General features: G+C 68.2%; 8 protein-coding genes. 3 read left to right on the forward strand and 5 right to left on the reverse strand.

Annotation, left to right across the window (positions count from 1 at the left end; genetic code table 11):
* Window positions 1-114 precede the first annotated feature (114 nt).
* From AC6CHL_RS18355 to AC6CHL_RS18365, 3 genes are read right to left on the reverse strand one after another with little or no spacing between them, the layout of a single operon-like run.
* The gene (locus AC6CHL_RS18355; protein ID WP_498295688.1) at window positions 115-1,830 is read right to left on the reverse strand and encodes an alpha-amylase family glycosyl hydrolase; all 1,716 of its coding nucleotides are present in this window, start codon (window positions 1,828-1,830) and stop codon (window positions 115-117) included.
* Window positions 1,830-3,317, reverse strand: a complete 1,488-nt coding sequence (locus AC6CHL_RS18360) for an MFS transporter (protein WP_463600534.1) — start codon at window positions 3,315-3,317, stop codon at window positions 1,830-1,832. Before AC6CHL_RS18360 ends, AC6CHL_RS18355 begins: the two co-directional genes overlap by 1 nt.
* Window positions 3,314-5,515 carry an alpha-L-rhamnosidase-related protein gene (locus AC6CHL_RS18365; RefSeq protein ID WP_498295690.1) on the reverse strand — a complete coding sequence of 734 codons (2,202 nt, stop codon included), beginning with the start codon at window positions 5,513-5,515 and terminating at the stop codon, window positions 3,314-3,316. Before AC6CHL_RS18365 ends, AC6CHL_RS18360 begins: the two co-directional genes overlap by 4 nt.
* A 274-nt stretch (window positions 5,516-5,789) precedes the next feature.
* Here AC6CHL_RS18365 and AC6CHL_RS18370 point away from each other — a divergent pair, with 274 nt between their 5' ends.
* Together AC6CHL_RS18370 and AC6CHL_RS18375 are read left to right on the forward strand one after the other, a co-directional pair.
* The gene (locus tag AC6CHL_RS18370) at window positions 5,790-7,859 is read left to right on the forward strand and encodes a glycoside hydrolase family 97 protein (protein WP_498295692.1); all 2,070 of its coding nucleotides are present in this window, start codon (window positions 5,790-5,792) and stop codon (window positions 7,857-7,859) included.
* 313 nt (window positions 7,860-8,172) lie between these two features.
* Window positions 8,173-10,932, forward strand: a complete 2,760-nt coding sequence (locus AC6CHL_RS18375; RefSeq protein WP_498295693.1) for a TonB-dependent receptor — start codon at window positions 8,173-8,175, stop codon at window positions 10,930-10,932.
* 474 nt (window positions 10,933-11,406) lie between these two features.
* Here the strand turns inward: AC6CHL_RS18375 and AC6CHL_RS18380 are convergent, their stop codons facing one another.
* Entirely contained in the window at window positions 11,407-13,020 is a 1,614-nt protein-coding gene (locus tag AC6CHL_RS18380) for an alpha-glucosidase (protein ID WP_038689869.1), read from the reverse strand.
* A 304-nt stretch (window positions 13,021-13,324) separates the two neighbouring features.
* Between AC6CHL_RS18380 and AC6CHL_RS18385 the strand changes: the two genes are divergently transcribed.
* A complete protein-coding gene (locus AC6CHL_RS18385; RefSeq protein ID WP_038689871.1) occupies window positions 13,325-14,323 on the forward strand; it encodes a polyprenyl synthetase family protein in 999 nt (332 codons plus the stop codon).
* 749 nt (window positions 14,324-15,072) lie between these two features.
* On the opposite strand, the gene AC6CHL_RS18390 is transcribed toward AC6CHL_RS18385, so the two are convergent.
* Window positions 15,073-15,873, reverse strand: a complete 801-nt coding sequence (locus AC6CHL_RS18390) for a dienelactone hydrolase family protein (RefSeq protein WP_314403729.1) — start codon at window positions 15,871-15,873, stop codon at window positions 15,073-15,075.
* Between the last annotated feature and the right edge of the window lie 171 nt (window positions 15,874-16,044).

Raw genomic sequence — 16,044 nt, forward strand, 5'->3', positions numbered from 1 at the left:
GGCATGCCGATCGCACCACAGTATCCCGCGAGCCGACCAGCGGCCGGCGGTCTCTGCATTTTTTTGCATTGCAGGGTTGCCGGCCAGCGGCCGGCCCTACAGCATCGGGACCGCTCAGCGGGCCAGGCGTGCGCTGCGTGCCTGCTGGTCAGCAATGGCGCGCTGCAGTTCGGCCTGCAGGTCCTTCTGCTTCACCGGCGCATCCAGCAGATACACCTTGACCCCGTGCGCCGGCACCGTCGCCTTCAGGCTGCCGCCCACCTGCTGGCTGCCCCCGTCCAGCGCGTCGCGCCACTGGCCCGGCTGCAGATAGCGGCGGACCTCCATGCTGCGCGCGGTGTCGCCCTTGTTGAGCAGCACCAGTGCGGTCTGGGTGGTGTCGCCGTGCTGGAGCACGCGGAAGAACACCGCTTCGTCGCCGCGCAGGCGCTCATTGACCTGCAGGCCGCGCTGCAGCGCCGGGGTCGCCTCGCGCAGGGTGGCGATGCGCTGCAGCGGCCCGAAGATCGGGCTCTGCGGCGCGGCGTCCACGCGCGGCTGGCCGAAGTAGGCGCGATTGCCGGCGTGCTCGGCACGGCTGCGCATGAAGCCGGTTTCCGAGCCGTAGTACAGCACCGGAATGCCGCGTGCGGTGAACAGCCAGTTGTGCGCATCGATGAAGCCGGCGTCGGTGGCGTCCAGGCGCGCCATGTCGTGGTTGTCGTAGAAGCTCATCAGCTCATACGGGTTGGCGTACGGCCCGCCCACCAGGTGCAGCGGTTCGGCCAGCGTTTCAAAGCCCTTCTGCTCCTTGCCGAATACCGACGACAGCGCCCCGCGCAGCGGGAAATCCAGCACGCTGACGTTGGCGTTGGCCGGCCAGGTGTGTTCGGCGATCTTGCGGGCGTCGTAATCAAATGCCTCGCCGAACATGAACATGCCCGGGTGCGCGGCGCGGATGCGGCCCACGAATTCGTGCCACCACGGGTGCGGCAGCCAGCCGATGGTGTCGATGCGCAGCGCATCCACGCCCTGCGCGGTCCACTGCAGGTAGGCGCCCACCAGGTAGTCCATTACCGCCGGGTTGTGTTCGTTGAAGTCGGACAGCTCGGCCAGGTTGCCGTCGAAGATCGAGCCGTTCTTGCCGTCGACCGGGCCGGTGTTGTTGTAGAACGCATGCAGCCGGTTGTGCTGCGGGTCCAGCTGCTGCGGCGGCAGGTTCTGGTGGTCGGCTACCAGGGTGCCGTCCTTGTCGAAGATCTGGCCGAACTGCGGCTGGCGCGTGGGCATGGTCCACGCCGGCGAACCGTGGTTGCCCACGATGTCCAGCACCACCTTCAGCTTGGCCGCGTGCAGGCCGCGGGTGAGCCCGGCAAAGTCCAGGTCGGCGCTGGGCAGGTGCTCGTCCAGCGTGTAGAAATTGACGCCCCAGTAGCCGTGGTAGCCGGTCTTGCCGCGGTCGGTCAGGGTGCTGGTGCAGCTGATCGGCTTGCTGCCGGTGAACGCCTCGTCGGGGTTGTCCACGATCGGCGTGATCCACACCGCACCGAACCCGAGGCGGCGGATGTAGTCGGCATTGTCCAGCACGCCCTTGAAGTCGCCGCCCAGGTAGCCGATGTTGCCGTCCACCTTGTCCGGGCACGGCACCGGGATGTCGAAGGTGCGGTGTTTGCCGCCCTGGTCGCGATGGTCGTTGGACGGATCACCATTGACGAAGCGGTCGGTCACCACGAAGTACACCGCATCGCTGGCGAACGGCTCGGTGGTACCGATGTAGTCCGGGCGCGGCGCAGCCATGGCCTGGCCGGCGGACAGAACAAGCAGGACAGCAACAGACAACGCACCACGCATCACACCACCTCCGGACGGGACGGAACCCGCAGCACGCACAGACCGGCCACCAGCAGACTGCAGCCGCCCAGCACCAGCACATGCATGGGCTGGCCACCCAGCCAGGCACGCAGGGCGAAGCCGAGCGCGCTGGCGGCCACCAGCTGCGGGATCACGATGAAGAAATTGAATATGCCCATGTACACGCCCATCTTCGCCGCCGGCACGCTGTCGGACAGCAGTGCATACGGCAGCGACAGGATCGAGGCCCAGGCTATGCCCACGCCCACCATCGACAGCAGCAGCCAGCGCGGATCGTCGATGAACATCATCGAGATCAGCCCCGCGCCGCCCAGCCACAGGTTGAGCAGATGGCTCCAGCGCAGCCCGAGCGCGCGCACCATCGGCGGGATCAACAGCGCCGCCAGCGCGGCGAAGCCGTTGTAGGCCCCGAACAGCACGCCCACCCAGTTGGCGCCTTCGTTATAGGCCGCCGACTCGGTCTCGGTCGCACCGAAGTGGACGCCGGCCACGGCGCGCGTGGTGAAGATCCACATCGCAAACAGCGCGAACCACGAGAAGAACTGCACCCATGCCAGCCGCCGCATGGTGGTCGGCATGGTGCGCAGGTCGCCCACGATCTGCGCCAGCATGTGGGTGCCGGGCACTACCCGCGCCAAGCCCAGCAGCACGCCGTACGCGGCACACAGCCCGGCCAGCACGTACAGCATCTTGTCGCCCCGGTACCAGGCGATGAGCCCGGCCAGTACCACGCCCACTCCCAGCCACAGCGCCGCCTGGTACCACGGTGCCGGCCCGCGCAGGGCGGCACCGGCCTGGTGCGCGGGCGGCTCGGCATCGGCGAACCCGGCCAGCTCGGCCGGCGAGTACTCGCGGGTGCTGAACACCGTCCAGCAGATGGCCGCCAGCAGCACCACCGCGCCCACGTAGAAGGCGTAGCGCACGGTGTCGGGCACCTGCCCTGCCCCGGCGGTGTTGGCCACGCCGAAGTGGGCCAGCAGGAAGGGCAGGAAGCTGGCCACGATTGCGCCGATGCCGATGAAGAAACTCTGCATCGCGTAGCCGGTCGGCCGTTGCCGCGGCGCCAGCTGGTCGCCGACGAAGGCACGGAACGGCTCCATCGACACGTTGATGGACGCGTCCAGTACCCACAAAGTGCCGGCGGCGATCCACAGCGTCGGCGAGTTGGGCATCACCAGCAGGGCCAGCGTGGTCAGCACCGCGCCGATCATGAAGTAGGGGCGACGCCGGCCCCAGCGGGTCCAGGTGCGGTCGGACCAGTAGCCGATCACCGGCTGCACCAGCAACCCGGTCAACGGCGCGGCGATCCACAGCCCGGGCACGGCATCCATCGGCGCGCCGAGGGTCTCGAAAATGCGGCTGGCATTGGCGTTCTGCAGCGCGAACCCGAACTGGATGCCCATGAAGCCGAAGCACATGTTCCAGATCTGCCAGAACGACAGCGTGGGCTTGTCGGGGCGGCTCATCGTGCATCCCCGTCGGTGGCGGCAATCGGCGCGATCAGCAGCGCGCTGACCGTGGCCTGGTTGAGCACGCCGTCGCGCCCGCCCTTGCCGCCGTTGTAGGTGGCAAAGTGCGCCAGTGCGCTCATGTTGACGCCGTCTTCCAGCGCGAAGCGGCAGCGCCCGCCGGGCAGGTCGAATTCGGCGGCGGTGGAGTCCTGCGGACCCACGCTATGCGGCATCACCACGCTGGCACGCTGCGCCGGCTGGCCCGGGCACTGCACCACCAGCTGCTTCACCGCAGCGGTCACACCGGTGTTGATCGGGCCATTGGGGTTGTCGTAGCGCAGGCGCACGCGCACCCGGGTGGCCTGGGTGGCGGTCCAGTTCCAGGTGCTGGCACCGCGCAGACGCTGCTGCGGTCCGATGCAGGTCGTCGGGCTGTGCAGCGATTCAAGCGCACCCTCGCGGCGGGTGAAGCTCAGGCAGTGCTGGTCGCCGTCGTCGGTGAGCAGCAACGGCGAGGCGGCGCTGACGGCGCGACCATCCCGCCACAGCACGTGGTTGGCCGGGATCGGGATCGACCATGCGGTGCCGCGCGCGGTGGGTGTCGGTGCGGCGGGCGTGGCGGGGGCGTAGGCGGTTGCAGATCCAGACGCAGCCGGGCGTGGCTCGGCGCTGCCTGCGGCGGCCTGGGCCACCAGATGCACGGTGACCGTGTTGCCCTGGCGCACGATCTTCTTTGCCACCAGCAGGTCGCCGTCCAGCGTGCGCGGGCGCGTGAGGATGTAGCGGCGCTGGCCGTCGTCCAGTTCGATGCTGCGGCGCGTGCCGAACAACTGCGGCACCAGCGCGGTCGGCAGTTTGGGCGCCACCGTGCCGTCGGCTTCCACGCCGAACACGCCTTCCAACACCATCGACAGGTAACCGGCCACCGACCACAGCTGGCGCGGCGAATTGACCACCGGGCCGCTCAATGCGCCCTCGTCGACATGCACGGCCAGGCTGCGCATCTCGTAGTTTTCCATGTTGGAACCGGCCAGCGCGCTGCCACGCATCAGCGATTCGATCTCCAGCTGGATGCGTGCGGCATCGTCCAGCCGGCGCGCGGCGCGCAGCGAATACGCGCTGACGAACGGCCAGACCGCGCGGTTGTGGTAGATCGGCTGCTGCGCTTCCTGCGGCCACACCACCGGGCTGCCGCCCTCCACCGCCGGGTAAGCGGCCAGCGCGCGGCGCGCGCGGTCGGCCGGAAACACGTCGGCCAGCACGCCCAGCGAGAGCGCCAGCAGGTCGTACTTGGCATAGGGCACCGGGTGCGCCGCCTCGCCGATGTAGCTCATGTACATACCGGCATCATCGCGCCAGAAGCGCGCGTCGATCTGCGTGGCCAGCGCAGCGGCCCAGCCGGCGTACTGGCTGGCGCGGGCGTCGCCGCGGGCGCGCGCCAGCTGCTCGGCCAGGCGCAGCGCCTGGTAGTGCAGAACGTTGGTGGACAACGCGAAGGAGTCGCCGATGAAGCGCACGTCCTGGCGGGTCCAGTCCGGGTACGTCTGTTCGCGCCAGTCCAGGAACGAGGTCTCGCCGCGGTACAGGCCGATGCGCGCATCGAACACCGCCGCGCGGTCCTGCGCCAGGGTGGCCTGCAGCGCCTGCCAGGTCTGCTCGGCGAAGGCCGGGTCATCCTGCAGGTGGCGCGCGGCCAGAAACCACACCACCCGATCACTGCTGATCGGCCAGCTGCCGCCCGAGCCGGTGTCCTGGGCCACGAACAACCCCGGGGTGCGCCCGTCGCGCGCAGGCGACAGCTTGAACTGCAGCGACTGCCGGGTACGTTGCGGGTCCAGCCGGGCCAGCGCCAGGTCGGCTGCGAAGCTGACATCGCGGGTCCACACGTAGGGCCAGCGCTCGCCGGTCTGGAAGCAGTCGCACGGCACCGGGTTGCCCTGGTTGAAGGCCGGGTCGCGGATCGCATCCACGCGGTCGGCGTCCATCTCCTGCTGGGCCAGCGCGAACAGGGCATCGAACAACACGCTGTCGGTGCGGCTGCGCATCGGCTGGGCGGCAATGGCCACCATCTGGCCGGCAGCCTGCAGGCGGAAGCCGCCATCGGCGGCCGTGTCGGCGCGCGCGGTGCGGCCGTCGAAGGTCAGGTCCGCCGCGGTTGCGGTCGAACCCAGCGCCAGCCCAAGGGCAGCGGTCAGGCAGATCATCTTCAGCATCGAAGCGGCTACCCGGCTTGCGCCCGGCGCCTCCCTCCCTCTTTGCACGCGTTGTGGTTACGCAACGCACGGTGCCGGCCAAGGTCGGTACCTCCCGGTCTGTGCACCGGTGTGGCGTTGCGCTCGCGGCCCCCTCCCAGGGTGCCTGGCCCCATGGTAGACGGCAGGCTCCGGTGCGCGCCGCCTTGCATACGTATTCATGGCGCAGCGGCGGGACGACCGGGACGGCGTGGCTATAGTCCGAGCCAGACAACGGCCGCCTTGGGAGGGGAAAATGCCGACGAAACAGCCGCATTCACCGCGTGGATCACGCACTACCACCGGCCTGCCCTGGCTGGCTGCCGCCGCGCTCCTGCTGGCCTTCGGCGCTGCCGCCGAACCGGTCACGGTGGCCAGCGTGGCGTCGCCGGGCAAGGTGCTGCGGGTGTCGGTGCAGCTGGATGGCGGCACGCCCAGCTACCAGGTGGAACGCTTCGGCGACACGGTGGTGGCGCCGTCGCGGCTGGGCTTCCAGCTGCGCGACGGCCGGCTCGACCGCGACCTGGAGGTGCTCGGCCAGCACACGCGTGCGTTCGACGAGACCTGGGAACAGCCCTGGGGCGAGCGCCGCCGGGTGCGCAACCACTACAACGAAGTGGTGGTGCAGCTGGGCGAGCGCAGTGGGGCAAAGCGCCGCTTTGAAGTGGTGTTCCGCGCCTTCGATGACGGCGTGGGCTTCCGCTACCGCTTCCCCGCGCAGCCGGGCCTGCGCGAGGCGATCATCGACGACGAACTGACCGAATTTGCGATCGCTCCGGCCGCCACCGCCTGGTGGATCCCGGCCGGCGAGCCGATCCACTACGAATACCTGTACCAGCGCACGCCGCTGGACCAGGTGCCGTTGGTGCATACCCCGATCACCCTGCGCAGCAAAGACGGCCTGCACATCGCCATCCATGAAGCCGCCCTGGTCGACTACGCAGGCATGTGGCTGCGCCGCACCGACGGCCAGCGCCTGCGCGCGCAGCTGTCGCCGTCGGCCGAAGGCTGGAAGGTACGCCGCAGCGTGCCCTTCGATACCCCGTGGCGCACCCTGCAGATCAGCGACCGCGCCGGTGGACTGGTGGAATCGGACCTGATCCTCAACCTCAATGAACCCAACGCGCTGGGCGATGTGAGCTGGGTGAAGCCGTCCAAGTACCTGGGCGTGTGGTGGTCGATGCACCTGGACCACGAAAGCTGGGCCACCGGGCCCAGGCATGCGGCCACCACTGCCAAGACCAAGAAGGTGATCGACTTCGCCGCCGCACATGGCTTCCGCGGTGTGCTGGTGGAAGGCTGGAACCCGGGCTGGGACGGCAACTGGGTGGGCAATGGCTACGACTTCGATTTCACCCGGCCCACCGCCGACTTCGATATCGAAGCGCTGTCGGCCTACGGCGCGAAGAAGGGCGTGCATCTGATCGGCCACCATGAAACCGGCTGCGCCATCGAGCACTACGAAGACCAGCTGGGCGCCGCGCTGGACCTGTATGCGCGGCTGGGCGTGGATGCGTTCAAGAGCGGCTATGTCTGCGACGACGGCCAGGTGGACCGGCGCAACCCGGCCGGCGGCCCGCTGTGGCGCGAGTGGCACGACGGCCAGTTCATGGCCCGCCACCACCTGAAGGTGGTGCAGGAAGCGGCCAAACGCCACATCGCGGTAAACCCGCACGAGCCGATCAAGGACACCGGGCTGCGCCGCACCTACCCCAACTGGATCTCGCGCGAAGGCGCGCGCGGCATGGAATACAACGCCTGGGGCCAGCCCCCGAACCCGCCCGAGCACGAGGTCAACCTGGTGTTCACGCGCATGCTGTCCGGGCCGATGGATTACACGCCCGGCATCCTGAGCCTGAAGGGCCGCGGCGGGCAGGCCATTCCCAGCACGCTGGCGCGGCAGCTGGCGCTGTACGTGGCGATCTACAGCCCGATCCAGATGGCCGCCGACCTGCCCGAACACTACCTGCAGCACCGGCAGGCGTTCCGCTTCATCGAGGACGTGGCGGTGGATTGGGAGGACAGCCGCGTGCTCAATGGCGAGGTGGGCGACTACGTGACCCTCGTGCGCAAGGACCGCAACAGCCGCGACTGGTTCCTGGGCAGCATCACCGACGAACACGGCCGCGTGCTGCCGGTAGCGCTGGGCTTCCTGGAACCGGGCGTGCGCTACCGCGCCGAGATCTACCGGGACGGCGACGGCGCGGACTTCCGCAGCAATCCGTTCGCGTTCGTGCGCGAAACCCGCGAGGTCACCAGCGCCGACGCACTGGTGCTGACGCTGGCCCCCGGCGGCGGCCAGGCGATCCGTTTCACCCCGTTGTAGGTGGCTACGCCAGCCCCGGGTAGCGCCCGACCGTTGGTCGGGCGACGCACGCGGCGCCGGCCCATCCGTGCGTGGATACGGCGTGCCGACCAACGGTCGGCACCTACCGGGCGCGTGTGTGTCGGTGCGGCTGTGATGACGCACCTGTAACCGATTCCAACGCTGCAAATGCCATTGAATACGTATGCAGGGTGGTTCCCGCAGCCGACCCGCTGCCTACCATAGCCACGCAGTCAACGGCCACCGTGCCGTGACGCTCCCGGTTCTCCGGGCAACCAAAAAATCGATTGGCAACATTGCCTGGGAGGGGAAAATGTTGAACCGCAAGCGCAGCGCGCTGAGTATCGCGCTGGCCGTCGCCCTGACGCCGTTGATGGCGTCGGCGCAGACCGCCGAACCCACTACCGCCACCCCGCCGACCGGGACCGCGGCCACCAACCTGGACACCGTGCAGGTCACCGGCATCCGCCGCGGCATCGAGAACGCCATTGCGATCAAGCAGGACGCCACCTCGGTGGTCGAGGCGATTTCGGCCGAAGACATCGGCAAGCTGCCCGATGTGAGCATCGGCGAATCCATCTCGCGCCTGCCCGGCCTGGCTGCCCAGCGCGTGGCCGGCCGTGCCCAGGTGATCAGCGTGCGCGGCCTGTCGCCGGACTTCGCCACCACCCTGCTCAACGGGCGTGAAGTGGTCAGCACCGGCGACAACCGCAGCGTCGAATTCGACCAGTACCCCTCGGAACTGGTCAACGGCGTGGTGGTCTACAAGACGCCAGATGCGGCGCTGGTCGGCCAGGGCCTGTCGGGCACCATCGACATGCAGACCGCGCGCCCGCTCAGCTTCGCCGAGCGCGTCATCGCCGTCAGCGGCCGCTACCAGAAGAGTTCGCTGGGCAAGGCGGCCAACGTGGACCCCTACGGCAACCGCTTCAGCGCCAGCTACATCGACCAGTTCATGGACAACACCTGGGGTGTTGCGATCGGCTACGCGCACAGCGACATGCCGATCCAGGAAAACCAGGTGGGCCTGTACGAGCCGTGGACCACTGAAAATACCGACAACGGCAACCGCCCTGGACTGGCCCCGGGCACGGTGTTCTCCGACGGCATCAAGGCCCTGCGCCGCACCGGCAACACCAAGCGCGACGGCGTGATGGCCACCGTGCAGTTCCGCCCGTCCAACGTGTGGACCAGCACCCTGGATGCGTTCCACACCGAAGCCGAGCAGATCGACACCGCCAACCAGTTCGAGCTCAATCTCAGCAACTACAACGGCAACTACACCCCGGGCCTGCTGATCAGCAACCCGCAGGTCAACGCCGATGGCACCTTCACCGGTGGCGTGGCCAGCGGCGTGTATCCGCTGGTGCGCGGCATGTACAACAAGCGCAAGGACAAGATCGATGCGTTTGGCTGGAACAACGAGTTCAACTTCGAATCGGTCAAGGTGGTGGCGGACGTCAACTACTCCAAGGCCACCCGCGACGAACTGAATCTGGAAAACAACCTGCAGCTCACGCCGATGCCGCAGCTGGATACGGTGGGCGTGGTGGTGAACCCGAACGGGTTCTCGCAGATCCGCCCGGGCCTGGACTATTCCAACCCCGATGCGCTGTTCCTGACCAACACCATCTACGGCTCCGGCTACGGCAAGGTGCCGCAGGTGGAAGACCGCCTGAAGGCCGCGCGCCTGCAGGCTACCTTCGCGCTGCCCGAGGCGATGAAGTGGTTTGCCGACGTGGACGTGGGCGTCAACTACGCCGACCGCCGCAAGGACAAGACCCAGGCCGAGGGCAACATCCTGCTTGGCGACCAGGGCGATGCCAACATCGCCGGCGACCTGCAGTACCGTCCGGTCAACCTGGGCTTTGCCGGGCTGGGCAGCATTCCGGCCTGGAACGTGCCGGGCGCGGTGGACCGCTACATGGTGTTCAACCCGGTCACCAACCTGGACTACCTGATTCCCAAGGCGTGGACGGTGCAGGAGAAGACCAGCACGGCCTGGGTGCGCGCCAACATCAATACCGACATCGGCGCGGTGGGCGTGCGCGGCAACATCGGCGTGCAGATGGTGCGCACGGACCAGAGTTCGCAGTCCAACTATTTCGACCGGTCGCGCCCCGCGGGCCAGGAAGTGCTGCCGATCGATGCGGGCAAGACCTACACCGACTGGCTGCCAAGCTTGAACCTGGTGTTCATGTTCCCGCACCAGCAGACGCTGCGCTTCGCCGCGGCCAAGCAGGTGGCACGTCCGCGCGTGGACCAGATGCGCGCCGGCCTGGAGTTCGGCGTGGATACGGCCACCGGCAAGCCGGGCGGCAGCGGCGGCAATCCGCTGCTGGATCCGTGGCGCGCCAATGCGTTGGATCTGTCGTATGAAAAGTACTTCGGCGAGAAGGCCTATGTCGCGGCGGCGATCTTCTACAAGGATCTGAAGTCGTACGTCTACACGCAGTCGCGCGACGACTACGATTTCAGCGACCTGCTGGCCAGCTACGTGATTCCGCCGGGCATGACCGCCCCGCTGCTGACCACGGGCACCTTCTCCTCGCCGGAGAACGGCAAGGGTGGCAAGCTGAAGGGCCTGGAGCTGACGGCGTCGTTCCCGCTGGACATGTTCACCGACAGCCTGCGCGGGTTCGGCGTGCAGGCCAGTGCGACGTTCAATGACAGCAACATCGAGATCCTGGACCCGGAAAGCGCGTCCAGCGTGGGCAGCGATCCGATCAGTCTGCCGGGGCTGTCCAAGCGCGTGTACAACTTCACTGCGTACTACGAGCGGAGTGGGTTCGAGGCCCGCGTGAGCCAGCGTCGTCGGTCGGACTTCATTGGCGAGATCGGCAACTTCAACGGCAACCGCACGCTGCGCTACGTGGTGGGCGAGAACGTGACCGACGCGCAGATCAGCTACACCTTCGCCGACGACAGCAGCCTGCACGGGCTGACGTTGCTGCTGCAGGGAAGCAACCTGACCAACGAGCCGTACCGCACCTATGCCGGCACCAAGGACCGCCCGCTGGAATACATCGAGTGGGGCCGCACCTACATGCTGGGCGTGAACTACAAGTTCTGATCCAGCGGTAGCTGCACCAACAGAAACCCCGCTGCTTCGGCAGCGGGGTTTTTTGTTGTGCCATGAACGGCGGCGGCGGTCGGCGGGTCGGGCGCTGGGCCCCGATACCCTTTCCGGCGAATGTCCTCCGGCGTCGGCCTGCGGCCGCCCCCTCCCCCTTTATTTCGCCTCCAAGGGCATCGGGACCCAACGCCCGACCCACCGACCAGCGCCAGAAAAGCCGCGCTTCCTGCTGCGCACCGCACGCCGAGCTCCGTGGCCGCCGGTAGGCCCCTGGGCAAAATAAAGGAGGAGGCCGCCACGCGGCCGGGGGACATTTGCGCCAGGGGCCTGCCGGCGGCTACGGAGCCCTTCGGATCGCGGCACGCCCGAGCGAAGACACCACCAGATCCACATTGCCCCTGGACCGGGGAGAAGACAAAAAAAAGGGCGAGGCCATCAAGCCCCGCCCTCTCAATACCACCGGAAATCGAATCAGCCCAGGCGCGCGCAATACATCGACTGCGCCGGCAGTACCAGCGTGCCGTTGTCGGCCTGGCCCACGTCCGGGCCCGGTACGTGCATCGGCTGCCAGCTGCCGGCGGGCAGCGCCACGTGCGCGGTGTCGGCCGCCAGATTGAAGGCCAGCAGCAGCGTCTCCCCCGCATGGCGGCGCTCGAACATCAGCACCGGCTCGGCCGTCTGCAGGAAGACGATGTCGCCCACCAGCAGCGTCGGCATCGTCCTGCGCCATGCCAGGAACTGGCGGAACGCGTTCAACACCGAGTGCGGGTCGTGTTCCTGCACCGCCACCGCTGCGGCGCGGTGCTCGGCCGGAATCGGCAGCCACGGCTCACCGCTGGTGAACCCTGCCAACGGCGCATCGATCCACGGCATCGGCGTGCGGCAGCCGTCGCGGCCCTTGAAGTTCGGCCAGAAGGTGATGCCGTAGGGATCCTGCAGCGCCTCGAACGGCACGTCCGCCTCGCCCAGGCCCAGCTCCTCGCCCTGGTACAGGCAGATCGAGCCACGCAGCGAACACAGCAGCGCCACCAGCATCCGCGCCAGCCGCGGCTGGGCCGGATGGCCGCCCCAGCGGGTCACCGCACGCTCCACGTCGTGGTTGGAGATCGCCCAGCACGGCCAGCCTTCGGTCATCGTCGCTTCCAGCCGCGACACGGTGTCGCGGATGTAGCCGGCGCTGAAATCCTTCACCAGCAGCTCGAAGCTGTAGCCCATGTGCAGGCGGCCCGGCGCGGTGTACTCGGCGGTGGTGGCCAGCGAGTCCTCGGCGGAGATCTCGCCCAGGCTCACGGTGCCCGGGTACTCGTCCAGCAGCCCGCGCAGGCGCTCGATGAAGCCGATGTTCTCCGGCTGGGTGTTGTTGTAGTAGTGGTACTGGTAGGCGTACGGATTGTCCGCGCTGAAGCCACGGCCCACGCGCTTTTCCAGCGGCTTGGCCGGGTTGTCACGCAGCTGCGCGTCGTGGAAGCAGAAGTTGATCGAGTCCAGGCGGAACCCGTCCACGCCCCGGTCCAGCCAGAAGCGCACGTAGTCCAGCGTGGCCTGCTGCACCGCCGGGTTATGGAAATCCAGGTCCGGCTGGTCGGCCAGGAAGTTGTGCAGGAAGTACTGTTCCCGGCGCGGTTCCCATTGCCAGGCCACCCCGCCGAAGATTGACATCCAGTTGTTGGGCGGCGTGCCGTCCTCGCGCGGGTCGGCCCACACATACCAGTCCGCCTTCGGATTGGTGCGGTCCTGGCGGCTCTCGCGGAACCAGGCGTGGTCGATCGAGGTGTGGCTGAACACCTGGTCGATCATCACCTTCAGGCCCAGCGCATGCGCCTTGGCCAGCAGCCGGTCGAAATCGGCCAGCGTGCCAAACAGCGGGTCCACGTCGCGATGGTCGGCGATGTCGTAGCCGAAATCGGCCATCGGCGAGGTGAAGAACGGCGACACCCAGATGGCGTCCACGCCCAGCGCGGCCACGTACTCCAGCCGGTCGATGATGCCGGGCAGGTCACCGACCCCGTCGCCGTTGGCGTCGAGGAAACTGCGCGGGTAGATCTGGTAGATGACGGCACCGCGCCACCATGGAGTCTGCGACATCGAGGGCCCCCCTCCGGGCTTCCATGCACCCGCCGAACGGGGTGCCAAAACGAACCCGACAAGCTTAGCCCTGCACCTTCAGCGATGGCGCTGCATGCATACGTATTCACGTCATATGCGCCGATGGCGCCCTCCGGGCCGGCCTGTGGGACCACCGGGCGCCAGGGTGATGGTCGGGCGCCGCCCACCCCTCCGGCGGGCCGGATGACCACCCGCGCGCCGGGCAGCGGGCCGCGGCCGGCCTTCGCGGGCGAAACACGACGGCACCGCCTATAATTAAGGTCAAGCCTGAAAGTCAGACCGCATGACCATCACCGAAGACACCCGCCCCGCGCTGGGCCTGCCCCAGATCCAGACGCTCGCCGCGACCGACATGGCCGCCGTCGATGCGCTGATTCGCCGCCGACTGTCCTCGGATGTCGTGCTGATCAACCAGATCGCCGACCACATCATCTCCGCCGGCGGCAAGCGCCTGCGGCCGATGCTGGTCATGCTGGCCGGCCACGCGGTGGGCCAGGCCGGCCCGGAACACCACCAGCTGGCGGCGATCATCGAGTTCATCCACACCTCGACCCTGCTGCACGACGACGTGGTGGACGAATCCAACCTGCGCCGCGGCCGCAGTACCGCCAATGCCCTGTGGGGCAACGCGCCGAGCGTGCTGGTGGGCGACTTCCTGTACTCGCGCAGCTTCCAGCTGATGGTGGAACTGGACCGCATGCCGGTCATGCGGATCCTGGCCGACACCACCAACCGCATCGCCGAAGGCGAGGTGCTGCAGCTGCTGCACGTGCATAACCCCGATACCGACGAAGCGGCCTACCTGCGGGTGATCGAGCGCAAGACCGCCGTGCTGTTCGCGGCCGGCACCCGCCTGGGCGCGCTGGCCAGCGGGGTCGATGAGGCCACCCAGCAGGCGCTGTACGACTACGGCATGGCGCTGGGGTATGCCTTCCAGATTGCCGATGACGTGCTGGACTACTCGGCCAACGCCGACGAGCTGGGCAAGAACCTGGGCGACGACCTGGCCGAGGGCAAGGCGACGCTGCCGCTGATCCACGCCATGGCGCATACCGATGCGACCACCCGCGAGCGCCTGCGAGCGATCGTGCAGAACGGCGACGCCGACGCCATGCCGGAAGTGCTGGCCGCCATCCACGCCACCGGCGGCCTGGAATACAGCCGCGCCCGCGCCGTGGAATACGCCGATGCCGCCGAACGCGCGCTTGACGGCCTGGCCGACAACGACGCCGTTGCCGCCCTGCGCGGGCTGGCCCGTTACGCGGTGCAGCGTTCGCATTGACGGGGTGTGCTGGCTGACCGCCGGCACCGGCCCTCACCGGTAGAGCCGACCGTTGGTCGGCTGCCTTTCCTCCCAACGCCGCGATACCCGATACGGGCACCACGCCCTGCGCGGTGCAGCCGACCAACGGTCGGCTCTACCGGATTGTTCGTATCGGCACCCGAGGCAATGTGGTCCCTCCCAGGTAGAGCCGACCGTTGGTCGGCTGCCTTTCCTCCCAACGCAGCGATACCCGATACATGCACCGCGCCATGCGCGGTGCAGCCGACCAACGGTCGGCTCTACCGGATTGTTCGCATCGGCACCCGAGGCAATCTGGGCCCACCCAGGTAGAGCCGACCGTTGGTCGGCTGCCTTCCCTCCCAGCGCCGCGATACCCGATACATGCACCGCGCCCTGCGCGGTGCAGCCGACCAACGGTCGGCTCTACCGGATTGTTCGTATCGGCACCCGAGGCAATGTGGTCCCTCCCAGGTAGAGCCGACCGTTGGTCGGCTGCCTTCCCTCCCAGCGCCGCGATACCCGATACATGCACCGCGCCCTGCGCGGTGCAGCCGACCAACGGTCGGCTCTACCGGATTGTTCGTATCGGCACCCGGAGCAATGTGGTCCCTCCCAGGTAGAGCCGACCGTTGGTCGGCTGCCCTCCCTCCCAACGCCGCGATACCCGATACATGCACCACGCCCTGCGCGGTGCAGCCGACCAACGGTCGGCTCTACCGCTTGCCTTTGCCGACCAACGGTCGGCTTTACCGGCGGCGCGTCTCGAAACGCTCGTCGAAGAATTCGTCGAGCGCCTTCCAGGCGCGTTTGGCGGCGCGTTCGTTGTACAGGCAGCCCGGCGGGCTGTTGGCGTCGGCTTCGGCGAAGCAATGCACCGCGCCGCTGTAGTTGGTGAACTCCCAGTCGACCTTGGCCGCGTTCATTTCCTGCTCGAAGCTGGCGATGTCGTCCTTGCTCACGCCCTTGTCGTCGGCGCCATTGAGCACCAGCACCGAGGGATGGGGCCCACCGGCCTTGGCCGGCAACGGTGAGCCCAGCCCGCCGTGCAGGCTGACCACGCCGGCCAGCGGTGCGCCGGCCCGGGCCATTTCCAGCACGGTGGTGCCGCCGAAGCAGAAGCCGACCGCGCCGATCCGCGATGCATCCAGCGGCGCCTTGCCGGCCTGGGCCTTGAGCACGTCGATGGCCTTCAGCGCGCGCGCCCGCAGCACGGGGCGCTCGTTGCGCAGCTTGGTCGCCACCGGCCCCGCCTCGGCGTCGGTCTTCGGGCGCACGCCCTTGCCGTACACATCGGCCACCAGCACCACGTAGTCGTCGCCGGCCAGCTGCTTGGCCTTGGCGATCGCCGAGTCGTTGACCCCCTTCCAGTTCGGCACCATCACCAGCCCGGGGCGCTTGTCGCTGTCACCGTCGTCGTAGACCAGCACGCCACTGAAGGTGGTGCCGTCCAGCTGCCACTCCACCGGCTGGGTCTTCATTGCCGCCATCGCCGGCAGCGCCACCATCCCCAACAGCACCGCCGCCCCCCACCGCCATTGCCTGACCATGCGCCTGCTCCTCCGGATAAGAACCCCGAGTGTAGGACGGCCAGGCGAACACCCCGTGTAGAGCGGGGCTCTGCCCCGCTGTGCACATCCCGTAGAGCGGGGCTCTGCCCCGCTGCCCTTCCGTACCACGCGGAATCCAAAGCAGCGGGGCAGAGCCCCGCTCTACGAAAA

The organism is Stenotrophomonas sp. GQ19 (assembly GCF_059758695.1).